Raw genomic sequence first — 20,692 nt, forward strand, 5'->3', positions numbered from 1 at the left:
AGGTGCAGGCAGCCGACATGCCCACTGGCCTAAGCTCGCATGGACTGCGCAAGGCCGCTGCCCGTCGCCTGACTGAAGCCGAATGCATGATGCACCAGATTGCGGCGATCACAGGCCACAAGACGCTGGCTGAGGTGGAGCGTGACCCTGCCCCGAACGTGCCCTCAGTTTTGAGTTAGGGTCTGTGTATTGTTGTATGCCTTGGTGGCGTGTTGAGCGAAAGCCTCTGGCGTCATGCCATTGAGGCTGGTGTGAGGCCTGACGGCGTTGTAGTCGGCCCGCCAGTCCTCGATGACCGTCCGAGCGTGGGCGATGTTACGGAACAGATGCTCATTGAGGCATTCGTCGCGGAACCGGCCGTTGAAGCTCTCGACGAACCCGTTCTGCTGCGGCTTGCCCGGTGCGATATAGTGCCACAGCACCGATCGCTTCTGCTGCCAGGCCAGGATCGCGTTCGATGTCATCTCGGTGCCATTGTCGCTAACGATCATCAGCGGCCAGCCGCGATGCTCGCCGATCCGGTCGAGTTCACGACCGAGGCGTTCGCCTGATAACGAGGTGTCCGCCACCAGCGCCAGACATTCGCGCGTGTAGTCGTCGACCACCGTCAGCACCCGGAAGCGCCGTCCGTTGTTCAATGCATCCGAGACGAAATCCAGGCTCCAGCGCTGGTTCGGCCCGTCGGGCAGCATCATCGGCGAGCGCGTGCCCAGCGCCCGTTTCCGGCCGCCACGCTTGCGGACCGACAGCCCCTCTTCGCGATACAGCCGGAACAGCTTCTTGTGGTTCATCGTCATTCCTTCCCGGCCGAGCAGGATATGCAGTCGCCGGTAGCCAAATCGCCGTCGCTCCCCAGCCAGTTCGCGCAGCCGCCCGCGCGCTGCGGCATCATCCGGGCGGCGTGACGCATAGCGCCAGGTCTTCGGGTCCATGCCGATCAGCCGGCAGGCCCGTCGCTGCGAATACTCTTTCTCCCGGATCGCCCAGGTCACGGCTTCCCGCCGCAAACCGGGCGTCACGAGTTTTTTGCCAGTAGTTCCTTCAGCGTCGAGACGTCCATCACGCTCTCCGCCAGAAGCCGCTTCAGCTTCGCGTTCTCTTCTTCAAGAGCCTTGAGGCGCCGCGCTTCCGACACCTCCATCCCGCCGTATTTCGACCGCCAGGTGTAGAAGGTCGCGTCACTGATCCCGTGCTTGCGGCACAGATCCGCAGCCGTAGCGCCCGCCTGATGCTCTTTCAGGACCCCGATAATCTGGTCCTGCGTAAATCGCGCTTTCTTCATCGTCTGTCTCCAGTGGACAGACCTTACTTCAATGCGAGGGCATTTCAGGGGGCAAGGTCAGGGTGAGTTCAAGTCGCGGGTGGCGCTGGAGGCGATCCGGGGCGACCAGACGCTGGCGGAATTGGCGTCGAAACACGGCGTGCACCAGACGATGATCGCCCAATGGAAGCGCCAGGCGATCGAGGGTATGGCGACAACCTTCTCTGGCAAGCAGACGCCAGAGGCGGCGGCCAGTCCTGCCGATGTGGAGAAGCTGCACGCCAAGATCGGGCAGTTGCTGGTGGAACGGGATTTTTTGCGGGATGCCTCTGTGCGGTTGGGCGTGTTCAGAGGCGGCAAATGATCGACCTGAAACGGCCTCGGTTGTCGGTGGTGCGGCAGTGCACGCTGCTGCAGCTCAACCGGTCGAGTGTCTATTACCGACCGGTACCGGAGAGCGACGCCAATCTTGCGTTGATGCGGTTGATCGACGCGCAGTTTCTGGAGACGCCGTATTACGGGTCACGGCAAATGGCACGGCATCTTTGCCGTCTCGGACATGATGTCGGGCGCAAGCGCGTTCGCCGGCTCATGGCGACGATGGGTCTGCGGGTGATCTACCAGAAGCCACGCACGACCGTGCCGCATCCGGCGCATCGGAAATATCCCTATTTGCTGCGGGATCTGGTGATCGATCGCCCCAATCAGGTCTGGTGCTCGGATATCACCTACATCCCGATGCGGAAGGGCTTTCTGTATCTGGTTGCAATCATGGACTGGGCGACCCGCAAGGTGCTGTCCTGGCGGCTGTCGAACACGATGGATGCCGAGTTCTGCATCGAGGCGCTGCAGGAGGCTCTGATCCGCTATGGCGCACCGGAGATCTTCAATACGGACCAAGGCTCGCAATTCACGACACCCCAGTTCACGGAAGTGCTGGAGAAAAGACAGACCCGCATCAGCATGGACGGGCGCGGACGCTGGCTGGACAACGTGTTCATCGAGCGCCTGTGGCGTTCTCTGAAATACGAATGCGTCTACCTGCATGCGTTTGAGACGGGCCTATCCTGAATTTCGTGTGTTTGGTGTGATGCTGAGGAAGGAGAAGCATCATGGCCCGACGCAAGAAGCCTGCGATCCCTGACGACGTACTGGACCAGGTTCTGGCTGGTCGCGTGGTCCGCACCATGTCGGACGCGGACGCCCTTCTGGGCGACATGAAGAAAGCCCTGGCGGAGCGGTTGCTCAACGCCGAACTGGACCACCATCTGGACGGCGAGGCTGTGGCTGGTCGCCCGAACTGCCGCAACGGCTACGGCCAGAAGACGGTGCTGACGGATGCCGGTCGGGTACGGCTGGACATCCCGCGCGATCGGGCGGGAACGTTCGATCCGCAACTGATCGCGCGCTACCGGCGGCGGTTTCCCGGTTTCGACGACCGGATCATCTCGATGTATGCGCGCGGGATGAGCGTGCGGGAGATCCAGGGTCATCTGCTTGAAATCTATGGGGTGGACGCCTCGCCGGACCTGATCAGCGTCATCACCGACGCCGTGCTGGACGAGGTGGCCGCGTGGCAGAACCGGCCGCTGGAAGCGGTCTATCCGGTAGTGTTCTTCGATGCCCTGCGGGTGAAGATCCGCGATGAAAGCGTGGTGCGCAACAAGGCGGTGCATATCGCCCTGGGCGTGCGCGCCGACGGCACGAAGGAGGTCCTCGGCCTGTGGATCGAGCAGAACGAGGGCGCCAAATTCTGGCTCCGCGTCATGAACGAACTGCGCCATCGCGGCGTCGAGGATATCCTGCTGGCCGTGGTCGACGGGCTCAAGGGGTTCCCGGACGCCATCCGTGCCGTCTTCCCCGATGCCCTGGTGCAAACCTGCATCGTTCATCTGCTGCGTCATTCGCTGGATTTCGTCGCCTGGAAAGACCGTAAATCCGTGGCTACGGCATTGAAGGATATCTACCGGGCAGTGGACGCCGAGGCCGGCAAAGCTGCCCTGGCCGCCTTTGCCGAAAGCGCCTGGGGCCGGAAATACGTGGCGATCGTCCAGTCCTGGGAGCGGGCCTGGGAGGAGGTCATTCCGTTCTATGCCTTTCCCGCCGAAGTCCGAAAATTGATCTACACCACCAATGCCATAGAGGCGCTGAACGCCAAACTGAGGCGGGCCGTCCGGGCCAGGGGGCATTTCCCCAATGACGACGCGGCCCTCAAGCTTCTCTTCCTGGCCTTGAACCGGGCCGAGAAAGAATGGACTATGCCGCCAAGGGAATGGTCCATGGCAAAGGCACAGTTCGCCATTCTCTTCGGTGACCGCTTCGCCCGCGCCACCGTCTGATCAACAACGTGAACAACGCATCGCACACGAAATTCCTGACAGTCCCTTTGAGACCGGATCGGAGCTACGGGCCGGGCTCACTTCATGGATCGCGCATTACAACGGGCAGCGTCCTCATTCGGCTTTGGCTGGACGCACGCCCGATGAGGCGTATCATGACGCGCCGACGCCACTGGGTTCGGGGTTAACCCCGAACCCAGTGGCTACCAGCAACGCCGTCAAAATGGCGGCATGACAACGACCGGCTATAGCTTATCAGGCCCGCGACACTGTCCGAAGGAATGGGTCCACCTCTTTTCAACCCATTCCACGACCTCCATGGCGACCTGTTCGGCCTCTCCGTAGCAGGCAAGAAAGTCGCAGTTTTCTGCTGTTTTTCGGGTGATGACGTTCTTGTAGAAGACATGGAGGGGCAGAAGCCTGCGCCAGATGTCGGGTCTGTCAGTTCGTATGTAATTCTCTATCTGTTCATATCGCACATCGTCCTACGCAATCCCCGCAACAATCTCGGAGAGGCGTGTGATGGTGTATAATGGTCGTGTTGAGTAAACGCATCGCAATTTCCTTCTCGTGGCTGGTGTCCGGGATGTTTTCCAGCCATGAGAAGGAAGTATAGCAGATGGTTATGCAGTTTTGTTGCGATGAGCGATTATTGCTCCATTCCTTCATAGAGCATCCCGACAAGGCGTTCCTGCTCCTCAATCTTGTCGGCAAGTTCCGCGAGAATGGGCTGGTAATATCTGTCGAGAGATTTCAAGTCGCGATGGCCGGTCACACGCATCAGGTCCAGCGGGTTGCTCAGATAGCGGGCCAGACGTGATGTCGCTTCGTGACGCAAATCGTGAAACGTTAGGTCCTTGAGGGCTGCTTTCTTGGTCAACCGTCCGTAGCGAACGGAGAAAGCTTTTTCATTTCCAACACTGAACAGCTTGTCCGTTGCCGAGGGCGGTTCCGGCATCTCCTCCAGTTTCTTCAGCAATACCCTTCGGGCGCCGGGTGTCAGGGGCCTCTTTTCGTCACCAAGTTCTTCCCTGTGCCTCTCATTCTTGACCCTTTCCAGAGAAATTGTCTTCTGCTCGAAATCGATATCTTTCCATCGCAAGGACAGCGATTCAGCCAACCGACAGGCCTGCTCGATGGACCATCTGACGAGCCAGACATCATCGGAATGACAAGAGGTGAGCATGGCCCCGATGAGACGTTCGTATTCCGTCTTGCCCTGTTCGTTTTCGGTTTTATTGCTGTTGACGTTGAAACCAGTCTTGCTCGAAAGCCTGCGATTGCGTTTTTTGTCCGCACCAGCCGGTCGTTTCACGACCCTGCCAGATGCATGATTGACGGTATGGATATCCCACTCGCTGATGGCGTGCTGGATGATGCTGGCCAGCAGGTTCAGGCGTTTGACCACCGTGGCGGGCGCATACCCGTCCGCCAGCATCCGGTCCCTGAACGCCCTGACATCGGCAGGCATCCACTTGCCGACCATGACACCGACCACCGGGTCATCCAGCAGGGCCGGGATATGGCCTGTCCTGTCAGCTTCACGATGGGCCATGCATTCGTCGCGATAGCGTTCCACCAATTGCCGGATGGGCAGCCGGTCGATAGCGGAGGTGTCCTTGAACTGGCGAAGGTCAACCTCCGCACGCTTCTCGCTGAGCCACCGTCGAGCCAGGGCCGATGAGGCAAACGTCTTTCGCAGGCGCTTGCCATCGACCATCTTGCGGGCCTGATACTGGCCGGGACCGCGATACCAGACTCCCTTGGGAAGTGGCTTACCCGTAACCGGGTCGTTTCCTGACTTGTCTGTTTCGCCCATGCGAAGCCCCTGATAGCAAAGAGCCATATTTTCCCGCTTGGCTCAGGAATGGCTCAAAATCCAACATTTGGAAAATCAGGATTTCGCTTTTGCCAGCTACAACCCGCAGAAAACTGCGAGAAATTGAGTGGCGTCCCATAGGGGATTCGAACCCCTGTTGCCGCCGTGAGAGGGCTACGACTATTCTGTGATTCCAGATGGTTAATGCAGTTTATCCACGGTTATAAAAGACGCATAGGCGGCGGAAAACGGTCATTGGGTGACGCGTAGATGGTCGTCTGAACATCGACGTTTCCCCTTGTACCCGTCCCCCATCCGTGCGATTCTGCGCGGGCTGCGGCGCCTCGCGCATGACGGGAAAATCAACCGGCGGAAGGCACTGCCCCACATCGCGCAAGCGGTGAAACGGATTTGGGAACCAGCGGAGACAGCCAACGACACTCGGAGTGCCGAGCATGCCTAGGCCCGCAGCACCAGTTTTGAGGTCCCAACTATCCGGTCAATCCAGATAGTTGGCGGGTGCGTGGCCCGAGAGCGTTGAAGCTCCCCACGAAGTCCTCGGGTGCACACGGGGCAGAGGTGGGCCATGACGGAGTCGCCGCAGCCGGTGGAAGCCCGGCAACTCATCAGGATTGCTTACAGGTTCAGGGCAGCGGCTCGCCCATCCGGCCCTCGATCTCCTGGCGGCGCGCTTTGATCCGGGCGCCCATGATGGCGACCGCCAGCGCCTGAAAGAACGCACCGCCCAGGAGAAAGGCCAGCACGATGTGCAGCGTGCCGGCCGTCACGTCAGGACGCCTGGATCAGAGCATCGTGCGCCTGATACTGTTCCTGTTGTGCCCGCCTGATGCGCCGGCATGCTGCCTCAAAATAGACAGGCTCACATTCGACGCCAATAAACGGATGCCCAGCCCGAACTGCTGCAATGCCAGTGGAGCCCGCGCCCATATAAGGATCGAAGATCAGGCCGCAGGCTGGCACGGCCGCCTGGGTGATCGCCCATGCCATGAGATCGACGGGTTTTTGCGTTGGGTGCGAGCGCCTCGGACCCGATTGCCCAGTCCTCTCAACACGTGTTTCATATCCCCCTGCTATGCACACGCCGTCCCAGAGATGGCGAAAGATTCGCATCGGACGGCCGGGAGCACTGAGCCACGCGGCTTCGCCGTCACCCTGACAGCGTAATTTCCCAGTCGGAGCTTTGTCCCAGCATAGTCATGAGCCGGCCGGCAATCGGTCGGCAAATTTGTGCGCTCCCCATAGCAAGACGATATCCGCGCGGCCCAAAAGCGGGGATGGATCGAATGGATCGGTATCCCCTATGATTCCATCAGGATATGGGATCGGACGGTCGCGTATGATGCCTCCACCTCCAGGCGGCCGACGAAGATCGTTTCTACGGATATTCGTCTTCACGGACTGTCCATATGGCGGATCAGAAATAATTGCTGCGGGACGCGGAAGATTTGGCACGTCCTCCCACATGCCGAGATACAGCGTGGCGAGGCCAATGCGCTCTACGTGGACGTTTGTTACGTGCTCACGATCATTGGCTACCATGCTATCCATCACGACGCCTGGATGGCGTCGTTGTCCGCCTGGCACTTGGCGTAGATCGCCGCGATGTCGGCATCGGTCGGGCCGGTGCTGGACGTGGTGTTCTCCACCGCGTTTTTGATGGTCGTCCAGGCCTCGGGGCCGTATTTCTCGACCAGGGCGATGATGGTTCCGCTGGCCGATACCAGGGCCGCGATCATGGCTTCATCCATGGGTCAGTTTCCCGTCGTGCTGGAGGTGGTGGTGGTGGCCGGAGCCTGGGCCTTCGACAGCGCGTTCTGCAGCGTCGCCAGCGCGCTTTCGGCGGTCGAGACGCTCGTCTCCGTCAGCGTGCTGTTGGCCTGGATCGACGTGTTCAGCGCGGTGATCGGAACCAGCGCGGCGGCCGAGGCCGTCTTGATGTCGGCCTTCACGGTCGGGTCGGCGGTCCCGGTCGCCAGGTAGGCCTGGGCGCCGGTCTCGGCCAGGTGATAGGCGCTCATGGTGTCGTAGGCCGCCTTGCGCAGGTTGGTCTGGCTGTCGGCGCAGGCCGAGAGCGCGCACGACAGGCCGACGCCGACCAGCAGCACCGGAGCGATGCTCGACTTGGTGGCCGTCGCATCGGCCGGCTGCGCCCGGTTCGCCACGTTGCGGAAGTTCTGCGCCGCGATGTTCAGCACGACATACAGTCGGCCATAGGCGCTCGTCTTGCTCGCTGGCACGGGCAGCCACGGCATGATCGCCGCGCACACGCCGCAGAGGGCCGCCAGATAGATCAGGTATTGAGCGGGAATGGCGCCGATCACCGACGCCAGCAGAGTGGTGGGGTCCATGGTTCGTCCTATGCGTTGATCGCGGCTTGGAAGAGCGCGATGTGTTGGAGGTCAACCGCTCCGGCGCCGGCAGCGGTGTTGTATGCCTGCTTCCACGCGGCGCACTGGGCGCGCGCGTTGCCGCGAGCCGGAAGAGGAACGGGCGACCGGTAGAACACCAGCGCAGCGATGCACGCGGCGTAGCGGTCGCTCAGGACTAGCGCCTGGGCATCCAGCCGGTCCTCGAACTGCGCCGGCAGGTAGGTCCGCGCGACCTCGGCCAGCGCCGGGCGATACGCCAGCCAGTTGCGCCACAGGTCGTCGTGGGTCGCGGGCTCGACCTGCCAGAACCCCAGCGCCGGGCCGTCAACTTGGCGCCGCGTCCGGTATCCGGTCTCGGCATTGCCGATTCCGGTCATCAACTGGATGCGTGCGAACTCGTCGCCCGGGATGTCCAGGTCCAGCACGACGGGCGCGACGATGTTGCGCTTGATGTCGGCGAGGGGGGAGATCATGGACCGACACTCAGATGCAGCGCGTGCTGCAGCCAGAGCGATAGCGGCTGCCATCCCAGCAGCGCCGACACGATGCCGCCGATCCCCACACAGATGTTGCGAACCAACTTCAGGCCGCCGGCGATCTGCGCATTCTGCTCGATGGAGGTTTGCTGCTGCTGGGCTAACGGTTCGGTCGCTTCAGCGACAACGGACCGGATCTCAGCGCGCAGGTCTGTGATCGCCTGTCGTGTCTCCTGCGCGTCCCGGTCCGCGCGCCGGTCCTGGTGCTCGCCTCTTGTGCGACCCTCGGCCGAGATCTCGGCCAACTTGACCATTGTAGCCTGCTGTCCGGCTTCCAACCGGCCGAGACGCCTGTTGTGATCGCGAATCATCTCCGACGCCTCGGCGGGGTCGAGAACGGCGGTTTCCGTCATGCTTTCGTCCTGGAGCGCGAAGGTCGTGCTCATCCACCGACCCCCGTGTAGATGATCTTGTTCAGCATCACCGTGGGCTGCACGTTCTGGCTGGTGCCCGTCCCCGTGGAGCCCACGGTGATGCCGGCCGTCGCGGTTTCAAGCGTGACCCCGGTAGTATCGACAGACGTCGTTTCGGTGGCGTGTTCCGGCGTCAAGCTGCCGCCGTCGAAGGTGACAATAGTGCCACCGGACCCTTGAGGGACGACGAAACCGGAGCCACTGTTCGGCGCGTGCTCGTGGCCCGGATCGGTCACGGTGTGGGTGTGGCCCGGATCGGTCACAGTGTGGGTATGCGACGCCATTATCTGACTGCCACCAGAGGCGCCGAGGGCCACTCCGTTGACGCTCGATCCTGCCATCGTCAACAAGTTGGCGGCCGTCCCGCCCATGTTGTCGACGCCCGCCGCCACCCGGCCGCGCAGGTCCGGAAGCCCGAACGTGGTCGCCCCGTCCCCGGCCCCGAACGTGGTGTCGATGACGGCGAACAGCGCGGCATAGGTCGCGCGGCTGATCGCCTGGCCGTAGCAGAGCATCCATCCGGCAGGTGCGGTACCCCCAGCGAAGTCCGCGACCAACCCTACGGGGACTGAACCCGCCACGCCAGAAGCGGCGCCTGGGCCGACCGGGTCCATCGTCCAGATCTGATCGCCGTTCGCGTCCTCCAGCACCACGGCGTAGGCCGGTGCCCCCAGCAGGAAGATGTTTCCGAACTGCCCGTTTTCGTCGGCAATGACGGGGTTCGTGTTGGGCACCGACAGCGCAGCGTCCGCATAGGTCGCCTGCGGCGTCGTCGTTCCGGTCTGGTAGAAGAACAGTTGCGCACCCGCGCGCGGCACGCCAGTCGCGTCCACGCTGAAACTGTTGGGCCAGACAAAACGGGAAGCAGCCACGGCATCGAACCCCACCGCCGCCGCGCCAGACGCGGACGGACGACACAGATGGTCGGGCGATGCCTATGCCCTGATGGTTCGTGTGTACCCGATGATGGGATTCCGACGCAAGAAGGTAAAACGGCCAGCCCGACACTGGGGCGGGGATGCGTGGTACCGAACCTGCACCAGCAGCACCTCCGGCATCCTCCCATGAGATAAACGAAATATTGCACAACTACATTGATGTTTGTCGCACTAACCGCGCCCGGAATGGATACAGGAAGTTCCGATGTCATCCAATTAATCTTTTAAAAACAGCAAAATTTACTAATTATTAACTAATCAATGTGCGCCGTATATATTATTGAGAAATAATAGAATAACAAATTAACCAGATCAAATCATTATTTTAGGAAATAAGTAATAAATTCCTCGGGCAATCTCGCCCAATAGGGATATTACTTATATGGGAACGCAACTCCGTCCCTTCTTGGACGCGATTGAGATCAATCATGGTCCGAAAATGGAACTTGGTCGATACTTTCTGCAACTTTCAGAGTCTGCGCGGCGGTTGGGCATATCGTGGTATATGGGGCGTGATTTCGACCGCCTAGTCGAAGTAAACCGGCGGAACCAGGACACGTGGGAGCCGCTGTCTCCCATCTATGATCCTGAACTATCGGACATCAGCATGAATAACGTCATCTATATCGAGGGACAAGCCGACGGAGAGGCGGCAGTGACGTTGATCCTGCGCCGCTATGACTGGCCGACAAGCACGTTGCATGAGGAATGGGAGTCGGGCCGCTTTGCCTATCGTGATCCGGAAACCCAGATGGACCCGAGCGAGAAATGGGTCGCGGATGCCCCCATGGCTTCCGAAATTGGCGGACGTGTCGTATTCGCCGGGGGCCTTTGGTGCCACCCTAACTTTCGACGTAAGCGGCTGCCTATCCTGACTGTCGCCATGATGCGAAGCATCTCTCTGGCGGTCTGGAACCCTGATTTCGCCATTGGCATGATCGAGGCTGGACCATTGGCGCGCACCCTGCTGCCGCTCTATGGAAATCCCCCCGTACAGCCGGGCATGAAAATCATCGGAGCGTGGCGCACTTTCGAATGCATTCTGAGTTGGGAAACTCCGGATGTTCTGACCAATCATGTGCTGGAGAATCTAGCAACTCCGAACCAGCCTGACCAACGGTACAGAGCAGACGAAAGTATCCGCCGCGCTGGTCCGCCACGGTAAAATCAGTCGCTCATAGCGACACCAAAACTGGGAACCATCGAGGCGCGTCATCAGCGCCTCGATGAGTTCCAGGCGCGGAGCTTGGTCGTGGGCAGCAGTAAAATAGCTGCGCGTGGTCGGCAGGATATAGCCTGCATCAGGCAGATCTCGGACGTCACGGCCAAGGAGATCTTCATGATGGTAATCACTATATAAGTTGTAGGTCTGTGGCCATGTCTCGATCAGGCATCGGTCTCGTCCTGGCATCCATGCCACAGCTCCACCCCCAAATGCGGGATTATCGGCAATGCGGGCTACGTTCCGCGTGGTGACATAGCGGTTCGCTTCCTTCCAAATTTCAAATGCCATTCGTAGGTCGGCGCGTTTCGGATCTTGAAGCCGCCCCAAGGACAGACCGATAATATTAGGCGTGCCTGTCATCTCATTTTCATCGGGAGTTGCTACCTGAAGCGCATTGAGGCGAGCGACAGCATCATTGAGGTTTCTTATTACCTCCAGTGGAGCATGCATCGTTCCAATGCGTTCGAGGAGGATATTCGGAAACCCTTGATGAAGGATGATCTCGAGTACGGTTTGGAGGCACTGTTTCGGAAACAGCGCCGGCTGGAAACGGATGCGTGTATAGCGCGGAAACGTCGCTATGGCCGCAAATCCAAGATTCCTGATCATATACGAAACTATATCGCAGTCATTCCCGAGATAACCGATATAGTTCCTGAATTCATTTGTGTATGGATACCAAATTCTTCCGTCGTGTCCTATTAGAAGTTCCATCTTGTAGGCTTTTTGTATGATATTTGGGGGATTCGCTAATCGGATCAGTGGGGAAATTTAATTGCAGCTTGTGAACCCGCCAGCCGAATAGCAGTTCGTGTGCACCTGGACGTTGCGCGGCGCCTGGATGGCATTGGCGACGGCGAGTGCCGACCACATACGGGCCCATCGATCCGCGGATCGCCTGGCCTCTTCCTTGTTCTCGGCAACCACTTCCGCATGGTTCACGGCCATTCCCTTGGCGACGGCCTTGGCAAAGAGATTGAAGGCCTCCGCCTCGGAGATCTTTCCTTCCTCGCGTCTCTGAGCAATCAAATCGCGGGTATCGGTGATTTCGTCGATCGACTTCAAATTGTAATTGAGTTCGGTCGCCCATTTATAATCGGCAGCATCCATGCAGTAGGCGCGTACGATGTAGATTCCGCGCTGGGCCGGATATTGATCGCGACACATATCGTAAGCGGTCATGCGCCTATTGTTGGCTCCTTCGATATCTGGCCCCGGATGAGAGCATCCTGCCAGAAGAACCACTCCAGCCAACACAACTGATCGCCGCACTGCCTAACTCCACTTAACTAATGGATTCGCATTACCATGGTTGGAGCCGTTGGGCGAAGGTCGTCTTTCGTTTCCTCGATACGCCGCTCGACCTCGGCAATGCGCCTCTCGACCCGGCGCAGGAGTTCGCCATGATGGAGCAATAGCGTCCGGTGCTGGCTCTGCTCAGCGCGGATCGCCTTCAGGTGCTCAAGGATCAGGCTGGTCGGGTCTTCGCTCATGGGGGCACCGTAGCACGGAGCGCGGGGTGGGTGTGAGTCGCGTCGTTCATTTCTACCCTCCATTCCCCTGCGCCGCCGCAGCCATCCAGGCAGCCACCACCCGCTGCAACGCCTGGCGCCGGATTGGCGCGCGGGAGTTCGGAACGGCTTTCTGAAGCATGGCGCGGCCGAACTCGGGATTCAGCACCATCTGCGTTGCAAGCTGATCGATCTGGGCATAGCCGGCCGCGCGCTTTGCCTTGAGCCACAATGCCGCTGCCGGCCCTATGATCGGCACAACATGCGCTACGCCGGGGAGATGGGCCGCGTGCCCAAGTCCTTCGGCCGCCTTTTCCGCCAGCCCCGCCTCCAACAGCAGGGAAACGCCGTCGCTGGTCCCCATGGCGTGCAGGTCTGCCGCCGTGCCAGGGCTGCCCGGGACCTTCGTCGCGTTCACGCTGCGCGCTGCGCGCTCGATGTCCTTGCCCACCGCGTCCATGACGCGCACCTGGGCCGGCGTCAGCACCTGCTCCAGCGCGCGCCGGACCTTCGGGTTGTTCAATGCCCGCTGAAACGCACCGCCGGCGATCTCCTTTTCGCCCGTCGTCCCAGACTCGGACGTGCTGCGGGCCTTCTCCAGCATCCAGTCCACCACATTGCGCTGGATGCCATCGATCGCCGCATCGTTCCCGCGAGCCCGTCGCATCAGATCCGCCGCCTCCCGCGCCGGGTTGTCGGCACCCATCAGGCGCGTGACGGCCGCGTGCAGGTCCGCGCCTTCACCGTCTCGTCCCAGATAGAACCGGGCCGCGCTGTCCTGGAAGTTGTTCAGGCGCGCGCGATCGGCGGCGGCCGTCTCGCCCACGGTGCGCTGGGCATCTGCGAATGTGCCAAACCGCTGGGCTAATTCCGGACGGGTAGCCAACGCCGGCGCGAACCGCTTCTGCCAAGACTGGTATCCAGCCTCGTTCCATTCTCCATTCTTGAACGCGTCACGGCGCAGGCTATAGGCTGCGTAGTCGTCCAGGGTGCGCAATGCTGCAGGCGTCGATCCGGTATCACGCAGGTAGGACTGCACACCTTCGCCACCACGTTCGCCGGGGCGCCAGTACCGCATTGCCAGTTCGGCATGCGATCCCACACCGGCCAGTGGATACTGGCTGTCCAGATCGCGGCGCCGGGCCAGCGCATTATCCAGAGTCGTCTGTGCCTTCCCCAGCGTCTCGAACTGCGCGCGCAGGGCAGGGAACTTGTCGAGGATCGGTTTATGCGCCGCCATCCAACGCTGGTATTTCGCCGTATTCAGGACGCCATCCTGCTCGGCGGCCAGTCGCAAGGAGTGCGCCGGTCCTTCGCCAAGCACACCCTGCGCGTCCTCTACCGACCCGGCAGCGCGGATCAGGTTGTCGGCCGCTTCGGCACCTTTCGGCCCTGGCGTGAATAGCTTTGCCGGGACCGCACTGGGCGACAGCCGAAATCCGGTCGAACCTTGGCCGGATTGCAGAACATCGCCCACGGTGCCCTCGCGGAACCGTTGCTTGTAATCTCGATATCCGACATTCGCCTGCTGCAAGCGTGTGCGCGCCGCCTCGTCGAAATTCGCTTTCAGGTCGGTGGCACCCGGCATGCGCGCGACCACGTTGGCGGATTCGGGCGTGGTGCCGTGGATCGCCTGGAAGGCATTGCCCTTGTTTGGCGCAGACGCTTGGCTTATATTTTGGCTGGTGTCGGCGCCTCGGCTAGCTGTGTCATCCGAGGCCGGACGAGTGGCGGTGTCCATCGTAGCGTCACTGCCGACGCTGGACGGTGAGCGGTTCACAGGAAAGCCCTGCGACCCCTTGGGATTGTCTGTGCCTATACTTGAGACAGTGCCGCTCCCCTCTCCCGCCTCCTTTTGATAGGCGGTCAGCAGCCATTTTTTTGGTTTTTCAAACCAGTTCAGGCTGACGGTCCCCTTGTGATCCGCCGACTCAAGTTGTGCGCGATTTTCCGTCCGTCGCGTCACTTCCATCTGCGAAAGAATGCTTTGCAGGTCATTCAAGACCTCGGGATGCTTCTTCGCAATCTTCGCGAGCCCGTAACCGTCTTCATAATTCTTCTGTGGGGTGCCCTCTTTCCCCCAGACCAAATCGATATCTCCGACCTGCGGATGATAAAGAGCCCCTACAGCTTCGCCCGTTTTGTCGGCAAGCAGGCGGGAAATAGCCTCATTGGCATCGTGCCGATATGTGGTGTGGATCGGTCCGAAAGGCCCTTCTGCAGGCGCTAGACCTGCGTTCCCGGCGGGAGGCGCCCCTCTTCCTTCAGGCGTCGATAGGCCCTGATCTCCCGGAGCATTTCCAGGTCCCCGAGCCTGAGGTACTTCTGCTCCATCTCCGCTAGGAACGGTGCCCTGTCGTGTGGTGGGAGCCGGAGAATTTTCACCGCCAGAATTTCCCCAGGTTCCCGTCGCGGCTTCTGTTCCAGATGGCTCTCCAGACAGTCGTTGATCGATCTCCTGATCCAGGGTCCCCCCTAGCCGCGCGCTTATACCATCTTCCGGCCGCATCGTTCCAGCCGCTATCGCCTCAGCATCATCTTCCGCCCGCCGGGATGCTGCCTCGCTCATGGCGCCATGGATCGCGTCCTGCAACTGCGATATGCGGCGATAGGACTGGGACTCGGCCCCAAGCTGAGGATCGCGTCGGATCGCGCGTAAGGCGGCGCTCGTGTTGCTCGCCAAGCTGCGCAGGTCGGAGAACGGGATCACGCCCCGAATGCCGGCCGCCGCGTCCAAAGGCGCGCGCTCGGCCGCCGACACTGCGCCGCCCAGTCCGACGTTCCTCTGGATATCGCGCGCCGCCGCGCCGACCGGACGCGCATCCAACGCAAGGGTCCCGTCCGGGTCGATCGCTTCATACAGGCGGCTGGCCGCCGCCTTCACCGGCTGCCGCATCGCATCGAGGCCCTGCTGCTGACCGGCACCCAGCGCCTGCACGTCAGTCGTCGCCGGGTTTCCGCCGGCCGCGTTCAGGGCATTCGCCACGCCGCCGCGCGCCGCTTGCAAATCGTGGTCGCTGGCTGCGAACGCCGGCGCGAACTGGCGCTGGACATGCTCGCTCATCTCCTGCCCGTACTCAGATGGCTGTCCAGCCCCGCCGATCTGATCCGCGGTTGACGTCGCGCCTTGCCGCGCTGTCGCGTCGTTCTCCTCGGCCTGTCGTTGCAGGTCGGCCAGATGTGACGTGACGTACTCGCGCATGGCCGTGCCAGCCTCGGCTGGCGCCAGACCCTCCAGCGCGGCGCGTCGGGCGAGCGTATTGATAGCTTCGGCGTTCGTGAATGCTGCGCGGCCCACGGTGTTGCGCAGGTTGCGCTCATAGCCCAGCAGACTGGTATCTCCGGTCAGTTGCCCCATTGTCGGCGTGGACCCGGGCACCAGCGTCGCCTCGTCCTGCGGCGGCAGCGCAGCGGCCAGATCCGTCGGCGTCCGACCGGCAGCCTGGGCAACGTTCCGCGCAGCGACACGCTGCTGGCCGACGGTCGTCATCAACGGAACGCCGTTCGCATCAAGGATCGGCTGTCCGGTGGTCGGGTCGATCGCGGCGACCTTCGGGCCAATCGAAAGGGGCTCGGTGACGTGCCGCGCCACATCGCTCGCCAGTCGCGCACCGCCACGTGCCAGCGCCTCGCCGCCAGCCATTCCCGCGCCGCCAGCAATCTGGCCAGCCAGTTCCGCGGTTGGGTGCCACTTCGATGATTCGGGCACCAACGCGTCAGCCATCTGGCCGCCGCCATAGGCCGCCGCGCCAGTCGCAAAATTTCCTGCGAGAGCCTGGGCACCTTCCCCCGGCCCCAGCAGCGCGGCACCAGTGCCCATACGGGCGACGCCGCGCACGCCTTGCTCGAATCCAGTCTGTGGAGCGACCTGGCCCGGCGCCGTCGCGCCGACTGCGCGCGCGCTGGCATTCACCGCCTGCGTGCCGATCTGGTCGCCGCCGTCATCCAGAAGCTCGGCGCGCTCCTGCGGCGTGAACGCCTTGCCGCCGAAATGCGGAACGATCAGGTCATGGGCCAGCACGCCGACAGTCGCCAGAGGGCGGCCAACCAGATTCCCGAACGGATCGGACATCACGTTCAGCAGGTCGCCCGCGCCCTCGACAGCCCCGGCAGCAGCGTTCTTTGCGATGCCGGACATCGTGGTGTATTTCGGCCCAGAATCCATTGCGGACGTCGGCGCGGCACTTCCCTCCGCCGGTTGCCCCGGTGGAGGGAGTGCGTTCATCGCGGCTTGCCACCGCGCGCTGATGGGATAGGGCGGCATGGGGGCGGCGCCCACCGGCGGTGCGCTTCCTGCCGCCGCAGGCTGCCATACATCTGCTGCATCCTGACCGGCAGGGAATGCCGGGGCCAGTCCGGCGCCACTGTCAGGCGTCCCCGCAGCCGGTACCGGACCTTGCGCGCCAGGCAGCGGGATGCCCGCGAGCTGCGCCCAATCTGCTGCCGTTCCCATTATGCACGCCCCTTGATCAAGCCGCTCGTTTCAAGCTGGATCATGCGCCCGACCAGCGACTGAAACTCTTGGCGTCCTTCTTTCGTCCGGTTCATCTGCGCCGCGAACACATCCATCTGCGGCTTTTCCATCCGCGACATGATGAACGGGGTAGGGTCCCCAGCGACGTTGTTCCAATCACGCTGGAACTGGGCCGCGTTGCCCTGGTAGTCGGCCGCGAAATTGTTCTTCGCGATGACCCAGTCGTTCAGGCCCATCAGTTCGCTGTTGACTGCCTTGATGCCGCTCTTCGACATGGTGTCGTTGGGGATGCCGGAGGACATGGCTTCGGTGACATGCGCGCCCCCCTGAGGGTTGTATTGATGCACGAACCCGCCCAGAAGCTGGACTGAGTTTTTCACGTAAGCTTCCTGGTCGCCCACACCCTCCAGCGGCTCCATGCCGGCCATCGACCGCAGGGCGTTCAGGCTCTTCCACAGTCCCAGACGGACCGACGAATACTTGTCTGGCGTCCAGGTCCCGGCGTCCACCTCGTGGTTCATCTGCGTCAGGATACCGTTGTTGCGCTGTGCGCCTTCCACTTGGTTGGCCGTAGCCGTCCGCACACCTTCCATGTCCTGCGCGGCCTTGGTTCGCGCCGCAGTCGCGACGTTCAGGTCGGCCTGTCCCTGCGGGCTCAGTTCTGGCTTGCCCGCGACGCCGGGGAGGGGCGGCGTGCCTGCAGCGAACTGCGCATTCCCGGCGGCCGGTGCCTGCGCGTCCCCAGCACCGCCGGATGCTTGCTGCCCGGGCGGCGCGACCATCGCGAACCGCCGCGATGCATCCCCCACGATGTCCCCGATTCGCTGTCCGGCCTGCTGCGGGTTCGCCTGCGCCGCATTCGGCAGCACCTGTGCAAGGGTCAGGTTCGGGGCCTGAGTGGCAGCACGCAACACCGTCGCCGCGCCGTCGGCGCCATAGCGGTGCGAAAGCGCCAGCGTCGGTCCGGTTGCCGGGATGCCAAGCTGACCCAGCCGCTGTGCATTCTGCTGCGCATAGGCCGCTGTCGCCTGGCGCGTCAGATCGGGGTCGGATCGCAGGGCGTTAAGCTGGTCGTCCGACTGGCCGGCCAGATCGGGACGTATCCGGCGGATAAGGGGCGCCCAGGTCCCTCCAAGGAACTGGCCGTTTCCGACCGCTGATGTCGTGGGCGTGCCGCCCGGGCCGCTGGCATTCGGCTGGGCGGGATTGCCGCTCGGGTTTTCCCACGACGTGATTGCATCCGTGTAATTAGGCGCCACGCCGGGCTGCCCGCGTAGCACGCCCAGCGCCTGCGCCTTCGTCATCGTGCGCTTTGAATAGCTGCCGTCGAGATTCTGCTGCGGCAAATCCATTGTGTCGTAGCCGGCCCGCGCCGCCGCTTCGGCGCTGGTCGTGGCGCCAGACTTCGCCGCCTGTGCCGCCACGATATCGGGCGCGGCTTCCGGACGTCCGTCAGGCCCGACACGCATGCCCTGGCCCATGGCTGCCTGATTGTAACCCATCAGGGCCTTGGCATCGGTCAGGGAGTTCATCACCGCATCCCGATGTCCGAAATTGCCATACAGATGCTGCAGATCGGTCGGAGACAGATATCCCTGCCGGTACGCCTGGACGACGTTCTGGTCCCACTCCTTGGGGGTTGTCGCATCGGACGCAAGCTGGAACAGGGCAGTGCGGCGCCGGTCGAATGCCGTCGCGAACGCCTTGTCCATATCCGGCGACATCGCCGCCAGTGACATGTCCTGCTGCGGCATCGAGAACCCGGACGGCGCGATCCGTCCGCCCCATTGCGACAGGGTGACGCCAGGAACAATTTCCTGGTCGACCGGCGCTCCGGTGTTCCCTGCCACAGGCGGCGAAGCGCCTTGCCCAGGAATCGGCACGCTAGCCAACGACGAACTGCCGCCTGTTTGCGGCGCGGCGGCTGCCAGCGCATTCGGCTGGCCACCCATCTGCTGGCCGAGGAAATACTGCCGCCCCGCGAGCATCAGCGCATTCTGCTGGTTCGCGATCTGCTTGCCCAGCGTGTCCTGATTGGCCTGCCGGATCTGCGCCGCCTGTTGCTGGGCAGCATTGTTCGCGTTGATCAGTGCCATCGGATCGGAGACGTAGGCAGCGAATGGATTGTCAGGCATCTGTTACCACCCCGCCGCTGTCGTGCCACCGGCGCCACCGAAAATGTCCGAACCGTAAGACGACCCGCCCCCGCCAAGATAATTGGCCAGAGAGGAAAGCACGTTCGTGCTGGTCCCGCTGCTGGTGTTCTGGGTTCCGGACAGACCGCTCAGCAGACCGGTTATGCCGCTGGACAGCGCATTGTTCGACGCCACCGTTCCGCTTCCCAGGGCACTGGCCAGCGACGACGAGATATTGCTCCCCGTGGACGCCGCGCTGCTGCCAGATCCTGCCAGACTCGACGCCGCGCTCGAACCGCTGCCCGCCAACTGCTGCAGGGCGGTCATGTAATTCCCGAAATTCTGGCTGGCATAGTTCTGCGCATAATTACCCAGCGCCGAAAGCTGCCCGCCCGAAAGCGACAGCCCTTTCGCCGCCGCCGCCTGGTTCAGCGCCTGCTCGCCCTGCTGCAGCGGAAAGGTGTAGTAGGGCGTCTGGGTGTACTGCTGGTAGGCATCCAGCGCACCCGACCCTTGTCCGTTCGATCCCGTGCCAAGCCCCATCAGGTCCGCGAGGCTGTAGAGCGCATTCGTGCCGGTGGAGATATACGGACTAAGGTTCGTGGTGGCCGTGTTATAGATGCCCTCGTCGTAGTTGAGGGCGTTCTGCTGGACGGCAGCTTCCTGCTTCGCAGCCTTGCTCGCTGCACTCGACCCCATCAAGCCACTGACCAGCGACCCAACGCCGGCTACCGATCCCCCGATGATCGATGTCATGGTGCGATCCACCTTTCGTAAAGCGTCTCGAACGGTGCCCAGCCCAGCCGCCGCAGGATCACGCCGTTATCCAGCGGCCGCCCGTCGGGAGCATGATGCAGTTTCGTGCCGGCGATCACGCGCCGCACGCCCCGCGCGGACAGCGTCCGTTCCGCCGTGCGCAGCAGTGCCGGCCCCGCCGTCCAGCGCCGGGCCTCGGGCGCGACGTAATACAGGTCCAGCACCGCATGCAGGACTGTCTGGTAATGCAGGTGGGTCTGGATGATGGCGATGACATAACCGACCAGGCAGCCGTCACGCCGCATCGTCACCACATGCAGGCAGTCTTGTGCGTCGATCGCCGCGTATTTCGCCAGATCGGGCGAGAGCGGCATCGCGTCATGGTCGCGTCCGACCTCGCGCCAATGGCTCTCCCACAGAACCTGCAATTCCGGAAGCACATGCGCCCATGGCTCGACCTGATAGACGTTCACGACGTGGTCACCTGCAGGCCGGCCGCCACAACGGTGAGGGCGTTCGACGCCGACGCCATAACCGCGATGGCATCCCCTGGCGATAGCACCTTGCCGATCTCGTTCGGGCTGTTCCACGTCTGGCCGCCCAGGATCGTCTGGCTGAGCGTGGTGGTGTTCGTGGCGCCCGCAGTCGATCCCGAGGGAACGAGATAGATCGTGACCTGCGCCGGCGCCGTGCCGATGTTGCAGACGCTCAGGCTATCAATGCGCGAGATTACGCCCGTGGGCGATATGTAGAGAGACGCAGCGGATGCCGGAACGGCCTGCGCGGCAATCAGGGATACGGGCTGAACGGACATGGCACCTGCATTCGCGTACACGTCCCCCGGCGGGGGGGCGTTCGGATGGCGGGCGATGCCTATGCCCTGATGTGCGTTTTT

19 protein-coding genes and 2 pseudogenes are annotated in these 20,692 nt (G+C 62.3%); 4 read left to right on the forward strand and 17 right to left on the reverse strand.

Annotation, left to right across the window (positions count from 1 at the left end):
* Window positions 1-164: 164 nt before the first annotated feature.
* Window positions 165-1,282 (reverse strand): IS3-like element ISGdi11 family transposase gene (locus GDIA_RS12270; RefSeq protein WP_157864127.1). Its coding sequence is split into 2 segments (ribosomal slippage): window positions 165-1,030 and window positions 1,030-1,282, totalling 1,119 coding nucleotides; the frame shifts between segments, so codons are not numbered across the junction.
* A gap of 31 nt (window positions 1,283-1,313) precedes the next feature.
* Between GDIA_RS12270 and GDIA_RS12285 the strand changes: the two are divergent.
* From GDIA_RS12285 to GDIA_RS18665, 3 genes and pseudogenes are all read left to right on the forward strand, one after another.
* Window positions 1,314-2,323, forward strand: a pseudogene (locus GDIA_RS12285) (IS3 family transposase); the annotation flags it as partial.
* 50 nt (window positions 2,324-2,373) lie between these two features.
* On the forward strand, window positions 2,374-3,600 hold the full coding sequence (locus GDIA_RS12290) for an IS256 family transposase (RefSeq protein WP_012554312.1): 1,227 nt from the start codon (window positions 2,374-2,376) through the stop codon (window positions 3,598-3,600).
* 46 nt (window positions 3,601-3,646) lie between these two features.
* A pseudogene (locus tag GDIA_RS18665) lies at window positions 3,647-3,835 on the forward strand (integrase core domain-containing protein); the annotation flags it as partial.
* Window positions 3,836-4,249: 414 nt separating this feature from the next.
* Here GDIA_RS18665 and GDIA_RS12295 read toward each other — a convergent pair.
* From GDIA_RS12295 to GDIA_RS12320, 8 genes are all read right to left on the reverse strand, one after another.
* Window positions 4,250-5,419, reverse strand: coding sequence for a site-specific integrase (locus GDIA_RS12295; RefSeq protein ID WP_012554313.1), 1,170 nt, complete (start codon window positions 5,417-5,419; stop codon window positions 4,250-4,252).
* Window positions 5,420-6,063: 644 nt separating this feature from the next.
* Window positions 6,064-6,207 carry a hypothetical protein gene (locus GDIA_RS19220; RefSeq protein WP_012554314.1) on the reverse strand — a complete coding sequence of 48 codons (144 nt, stop codon included), beginning with the start codon at window positions 6,205-6,207 and terminating at the stop codon, window positions 6,064-6,066.
* A gap of 1 nt (window position 6,208) precedes the next feature.
* Window positions 6,209-6,427 carry a DNA methyltransferase gene (locus tag GDIA_RS19925; protein ID WP_407635492.1) on the reverse strand — a complete coding sequence of 73 codons (219 nt, stop codon included), beginning with the start codon at window positions 6,425-6,427 and terminating at the stop codon, window positions 6,209-6,211.
* Window positions 6,428-6,987: 560 nt separating this feature from the next.
* Window positions 6,988-7,188, reverse strand: a complete 201-nt coding sequence (locus GDIA_RS12300) for a hypothetical protein (RefSeq protein ID WP_012554315.1) — start codon at window positions 7,186-7,188, stop codon at window positions 6,988-6,990.
* A 3-nt stretch (window positions 7,189-7,191) separates the two neighbouring features.
* Complete coding sequence (locus GDIA_RS19695; RefSeq protein WP_012554316.1) at window positions 7,192-7,788, reverse strand: hypothetical protein; 597 nt, start codon at window positions 7,786-7,788, stop codon at window positions 7,192-7,194.
* An 8-nt stretch (window positions 7,789-7,796) separates the two neighbouring features.
* Window positions 7,797-8,282 (reverse strand): hypothetical protein, encoded by a 486-nt coding sequence (locus GDIA_RS12310; protein ID WP_012554317.1) that lies wholly within the window; start codon window positions 8,280-8,282, stop codon window positions 7,797-7,799.
* Window positions 8,279-8,731 carry a hypothetical protein gene (locus tag GDIA_RS12315; protein ID WP_012554318.1) on the reverse strand — a complete coding sequence of 151 codons (453 nt, stop codon included), beginning with the start codon at window positions 8,729-8,731 and terminating at the stop codon, window positions 8,279-8,281. Before GDIA_RS12315 ends, GDIA_RS12310 begins: the two co-directional genes overlap by 4 nt.
* Window positions 8,728-9,645 (reverse strand): phage tail protein, encoded by a 918-nt coding sequence (locus GDIA_RS12320; RefSeq protein ID WP_244410090.1) that lies wholly within the window; start codon window positions 9,643-9,645, stop codon window positions 8,728-8,730. The genes GDIA_RS12315 and GDIA_RS12320 overlap by 4 nt, the downstream gene beginning before the upstream one ends.
* Before the next feature lie 433 nt (window positions 9,646-10,078).
* On the opposite strand from GDIA_RS12320, the gene GDIA_RS12325 reads away from it, so the two are divergent.
* Complete coding sequence (locus GDIA_RS12325) at window positions 10,079-10,861, forward strand: hypothetical protein (RefSeq protein WP_012554320.1); 783 nt, start codon at window positions 10,079-10,081, stop codon at window positions 10,859-10,861.
* Here GDIA_RS12325 and GDIA_RS18680 read toward each other — a convergent pair.
* The 8 genes from GDIA_RS18680 to GDIA_RS12360 form a co-directional block, all read right to left on the reverse strand.
* The gene (locus tag GDIA_RS18680) at window positions 10,787-11,530 is read right to left on the reverse strand and encodes a hypothetical protein (RefSeq protein WP_244410092.1); all 744 of its coding nucleotides are present in this window, start codon (window positions 11,528-11,530) and stop codon (window positions 10,787-10,789) included. The two genes, GDIA_RS12325 and GDIA_RS18680, sit on opposite strands and share 75 nt — an antisense overlap.
* 162 nt (window positions 11,531-11,692) lie before the next feature.
* Complete coding sequence (locus GDIA_RS12330) at window positions 11,693-12,103, reverse strand: hypothetical protein (RefSeq protein WP_012554322.1); 411 nt, start codon at window positions 12,101-12,103, stop codon at window positions 11,693-11,695.
* 107 nt (window positions 12,104-12,210) lie between these two features.
* Entirely contained in the window at window positions 12,211-12,414 is a 204-nt protein-coding gene (locus GDIA_RS12335; protein WP_043458940.1) for a hypothetical protein, read from the reverse strand.
* Window positions 12,415-12,466: 52 nt separating this feature from the next.
* Complete coding sequence (locus GDIA_RS12340) at window positions 12,467-16,570, reverse strand: putative barnase/colicin E5 family endoribonuclease (protein WP_157864184.1); 4,104 nt, start codon at window positions 16,568-16,570, stop codon at window positions 12,467-12,469.
* A 314-nt stretch (window positions 16,571-16,884) separates the two neighbouring features.
* On the reverse strand, window positions 16,885-19,041 hold the full coding sequence (locus GDIA_RS18090; RefSeq protein ID WP_012554324.1) for a hypothetical protein: 2,157 nt from the start codon (window positions 19,039-19,041) through the stop codon (window positions 16,885-16,887).
* A gap of 3 nt (window positions 19,042-19,044) precedes the next feature.
* On the reverse strand, window positions 19,045-19,797 hold the full coding sequence (locus GDIA_RS12350; protein ID WP_012554325.1) for a hypothetical protein: 753 nt from the start codon (window positions 19,795-19,797) through the stop codon (window positions 19,045-19,047).
* Entirely contained in the window at window positions 19,794-20,270 is a 477-nt protein-coding gene (locus GDIA_RS12355; RefSeq protein ID WP_012554326.1) for a GNAT family N-acetyltransferase, read from the reverse strand. Before GDIA_RS12355 ends, GDIA_RS12350 begins: the two co-directional genes overlap by 4 nt.
* Window positions 20,267-20,611, reverse strand: coding sequence for a hypothetical protein (locus tag GDIA_RS12360; protein WP_012554327.1), 345 nt, complete (start codon window positions 20,609-20,611; stop codon window positions 20,267-20,269). Before GDIA_RS12360 ends, GDIA_RS12355 begins: the two co-directional genes overlap by 4 nt.
* Window positions 20,612-20,692: the final 81 nt, after the last annotated feature.

The sequence above is a fragment of the Gluconacetobacter diazotrophicus PA1 5 genome (assembly GCF_000021325.1).
Lineage (GTDB): Bacteria > Pseudomonadota > Alphaproteobacteria > Acetobacterales > Acetobacteraceae > Gluconacetobacter > Gluconacetobacter diazotrophicus.

What these genes read in the sequence shown, in the direction of transcription:
- GDIA_RS12310 (WP_012554317.1), bottom strand. Translation starts at nt 8,282, where the DNA reads ATGATCTCCCCCCTCGCCGACATCAAGCGCAACATCGTCGCGCCCGTC.
- GDIA_RS12330 (WP_012554322.1), bottom strand. Translation starts at nt 12,103, where the DNA reads ATGACCGCTTACGATATGTGTCGCGATCAATATCCGGCCCAGCGCGGA.
- GDIA_RS12300 (WP_012554315.1), bottom strand. Translation starts at nt 7,188, where the DNA reads ATGGATGAAGCCATGATCGCGGCCCTGGTATCGGCCAGCGGAACCATC.
- GDIA_RS12315 (WP_012554318.1), bottom strand. Translation starts at nt 8,731, where the DNA reads ATGAGCACGACCTTCGCGCTCCAGGACGAAAGCATGACGGAAACCGCC.
- GDIA_RS19695 (WP_012554316.1), bottom strand. Translation starts at nt 7,788, where the DNA reads ATGGACCCCACCACTCTGCTGGCGTCGGTGATCGGCGCCATTCCCGCT.
- GDIA_RS18090 (WP_012554324.1), bottom strand. Translation starts at nt 19,041, where the DNA reads ATGCCTGACAATCCATTCGCTGCCTACGTCTCCGATCCGATGGCACTG.
- GDIA_RS18680 (WP_244410092.1), bottom strand. Translation starts at nt 11,530, where the DNA reads ATGATCAGGAATCTTGGATTTGCGGCCATAGCGACGTTTCCGCGCTAT.
- GDIA_RS19925 (WP_407635492.1), bottom strand. Translation starts at nt 6,427, where the DNA reads ATGGCATGGGCGATCACCCAGGCGGCCGTGCCAGCCTGCGGCCTGATC.
- GDIA_RS12295 (WP_012554313.1), bottom strand. Translation starts at nt 5,419, where the DNA reads ATGGGCGAAACAGACAAGTCAGGAAACGACCCGGTTACGGGTAAGCCA.
- GDIA_RS12325 (WP_012554320.1), top strand. Translation starts at nt 10,079, where the DNA reads ATGGGAACGCAACTCCGTCCCTTCTTGGACGCGATTGAGATCAATCAT.
- GDIA_RS12340 (WP_157864184.1), bottom strand. Translation starts at nt 16,570, where the DNA reads ATGTCCGGCATCGCAAAGAACGCTGCTGCCGGGGCTGTCGAGGGCGCG.
- GDIA_RS12350 (WP_012554325.1), bottom strand. Translation starts at nt 19,797, where the DNA reads ATGACATCGATCATCGGGGGATCGGTAGCCGGCGTTGGGTCGCTGGTC.
- GDIA_RS12360 (WP_012554327.1), bottom strand. Translation starts at nt 20,611, where the DNA reads ATGTCCGTTCAGCCCGTATCCCTGATTGCCGCGCAGGCCGTTCCGGCA.
- GDIA_RS12290 (WP_012554312.1), top strand. Translation starts at nt 2,374, where the DNA reads ATGGCCCGACGCAAGAAGCCTGCGATCCCTGACGACGTACTGGACCAG.
- GDIA_RS12335 (WP_043458940.1), bottom strand. Translation starts at nt 12,414, where the DNA reads ATGAGCGAAGACCCGACCAGCCTGATCCTTGAGCACCTGAAGGCGATC.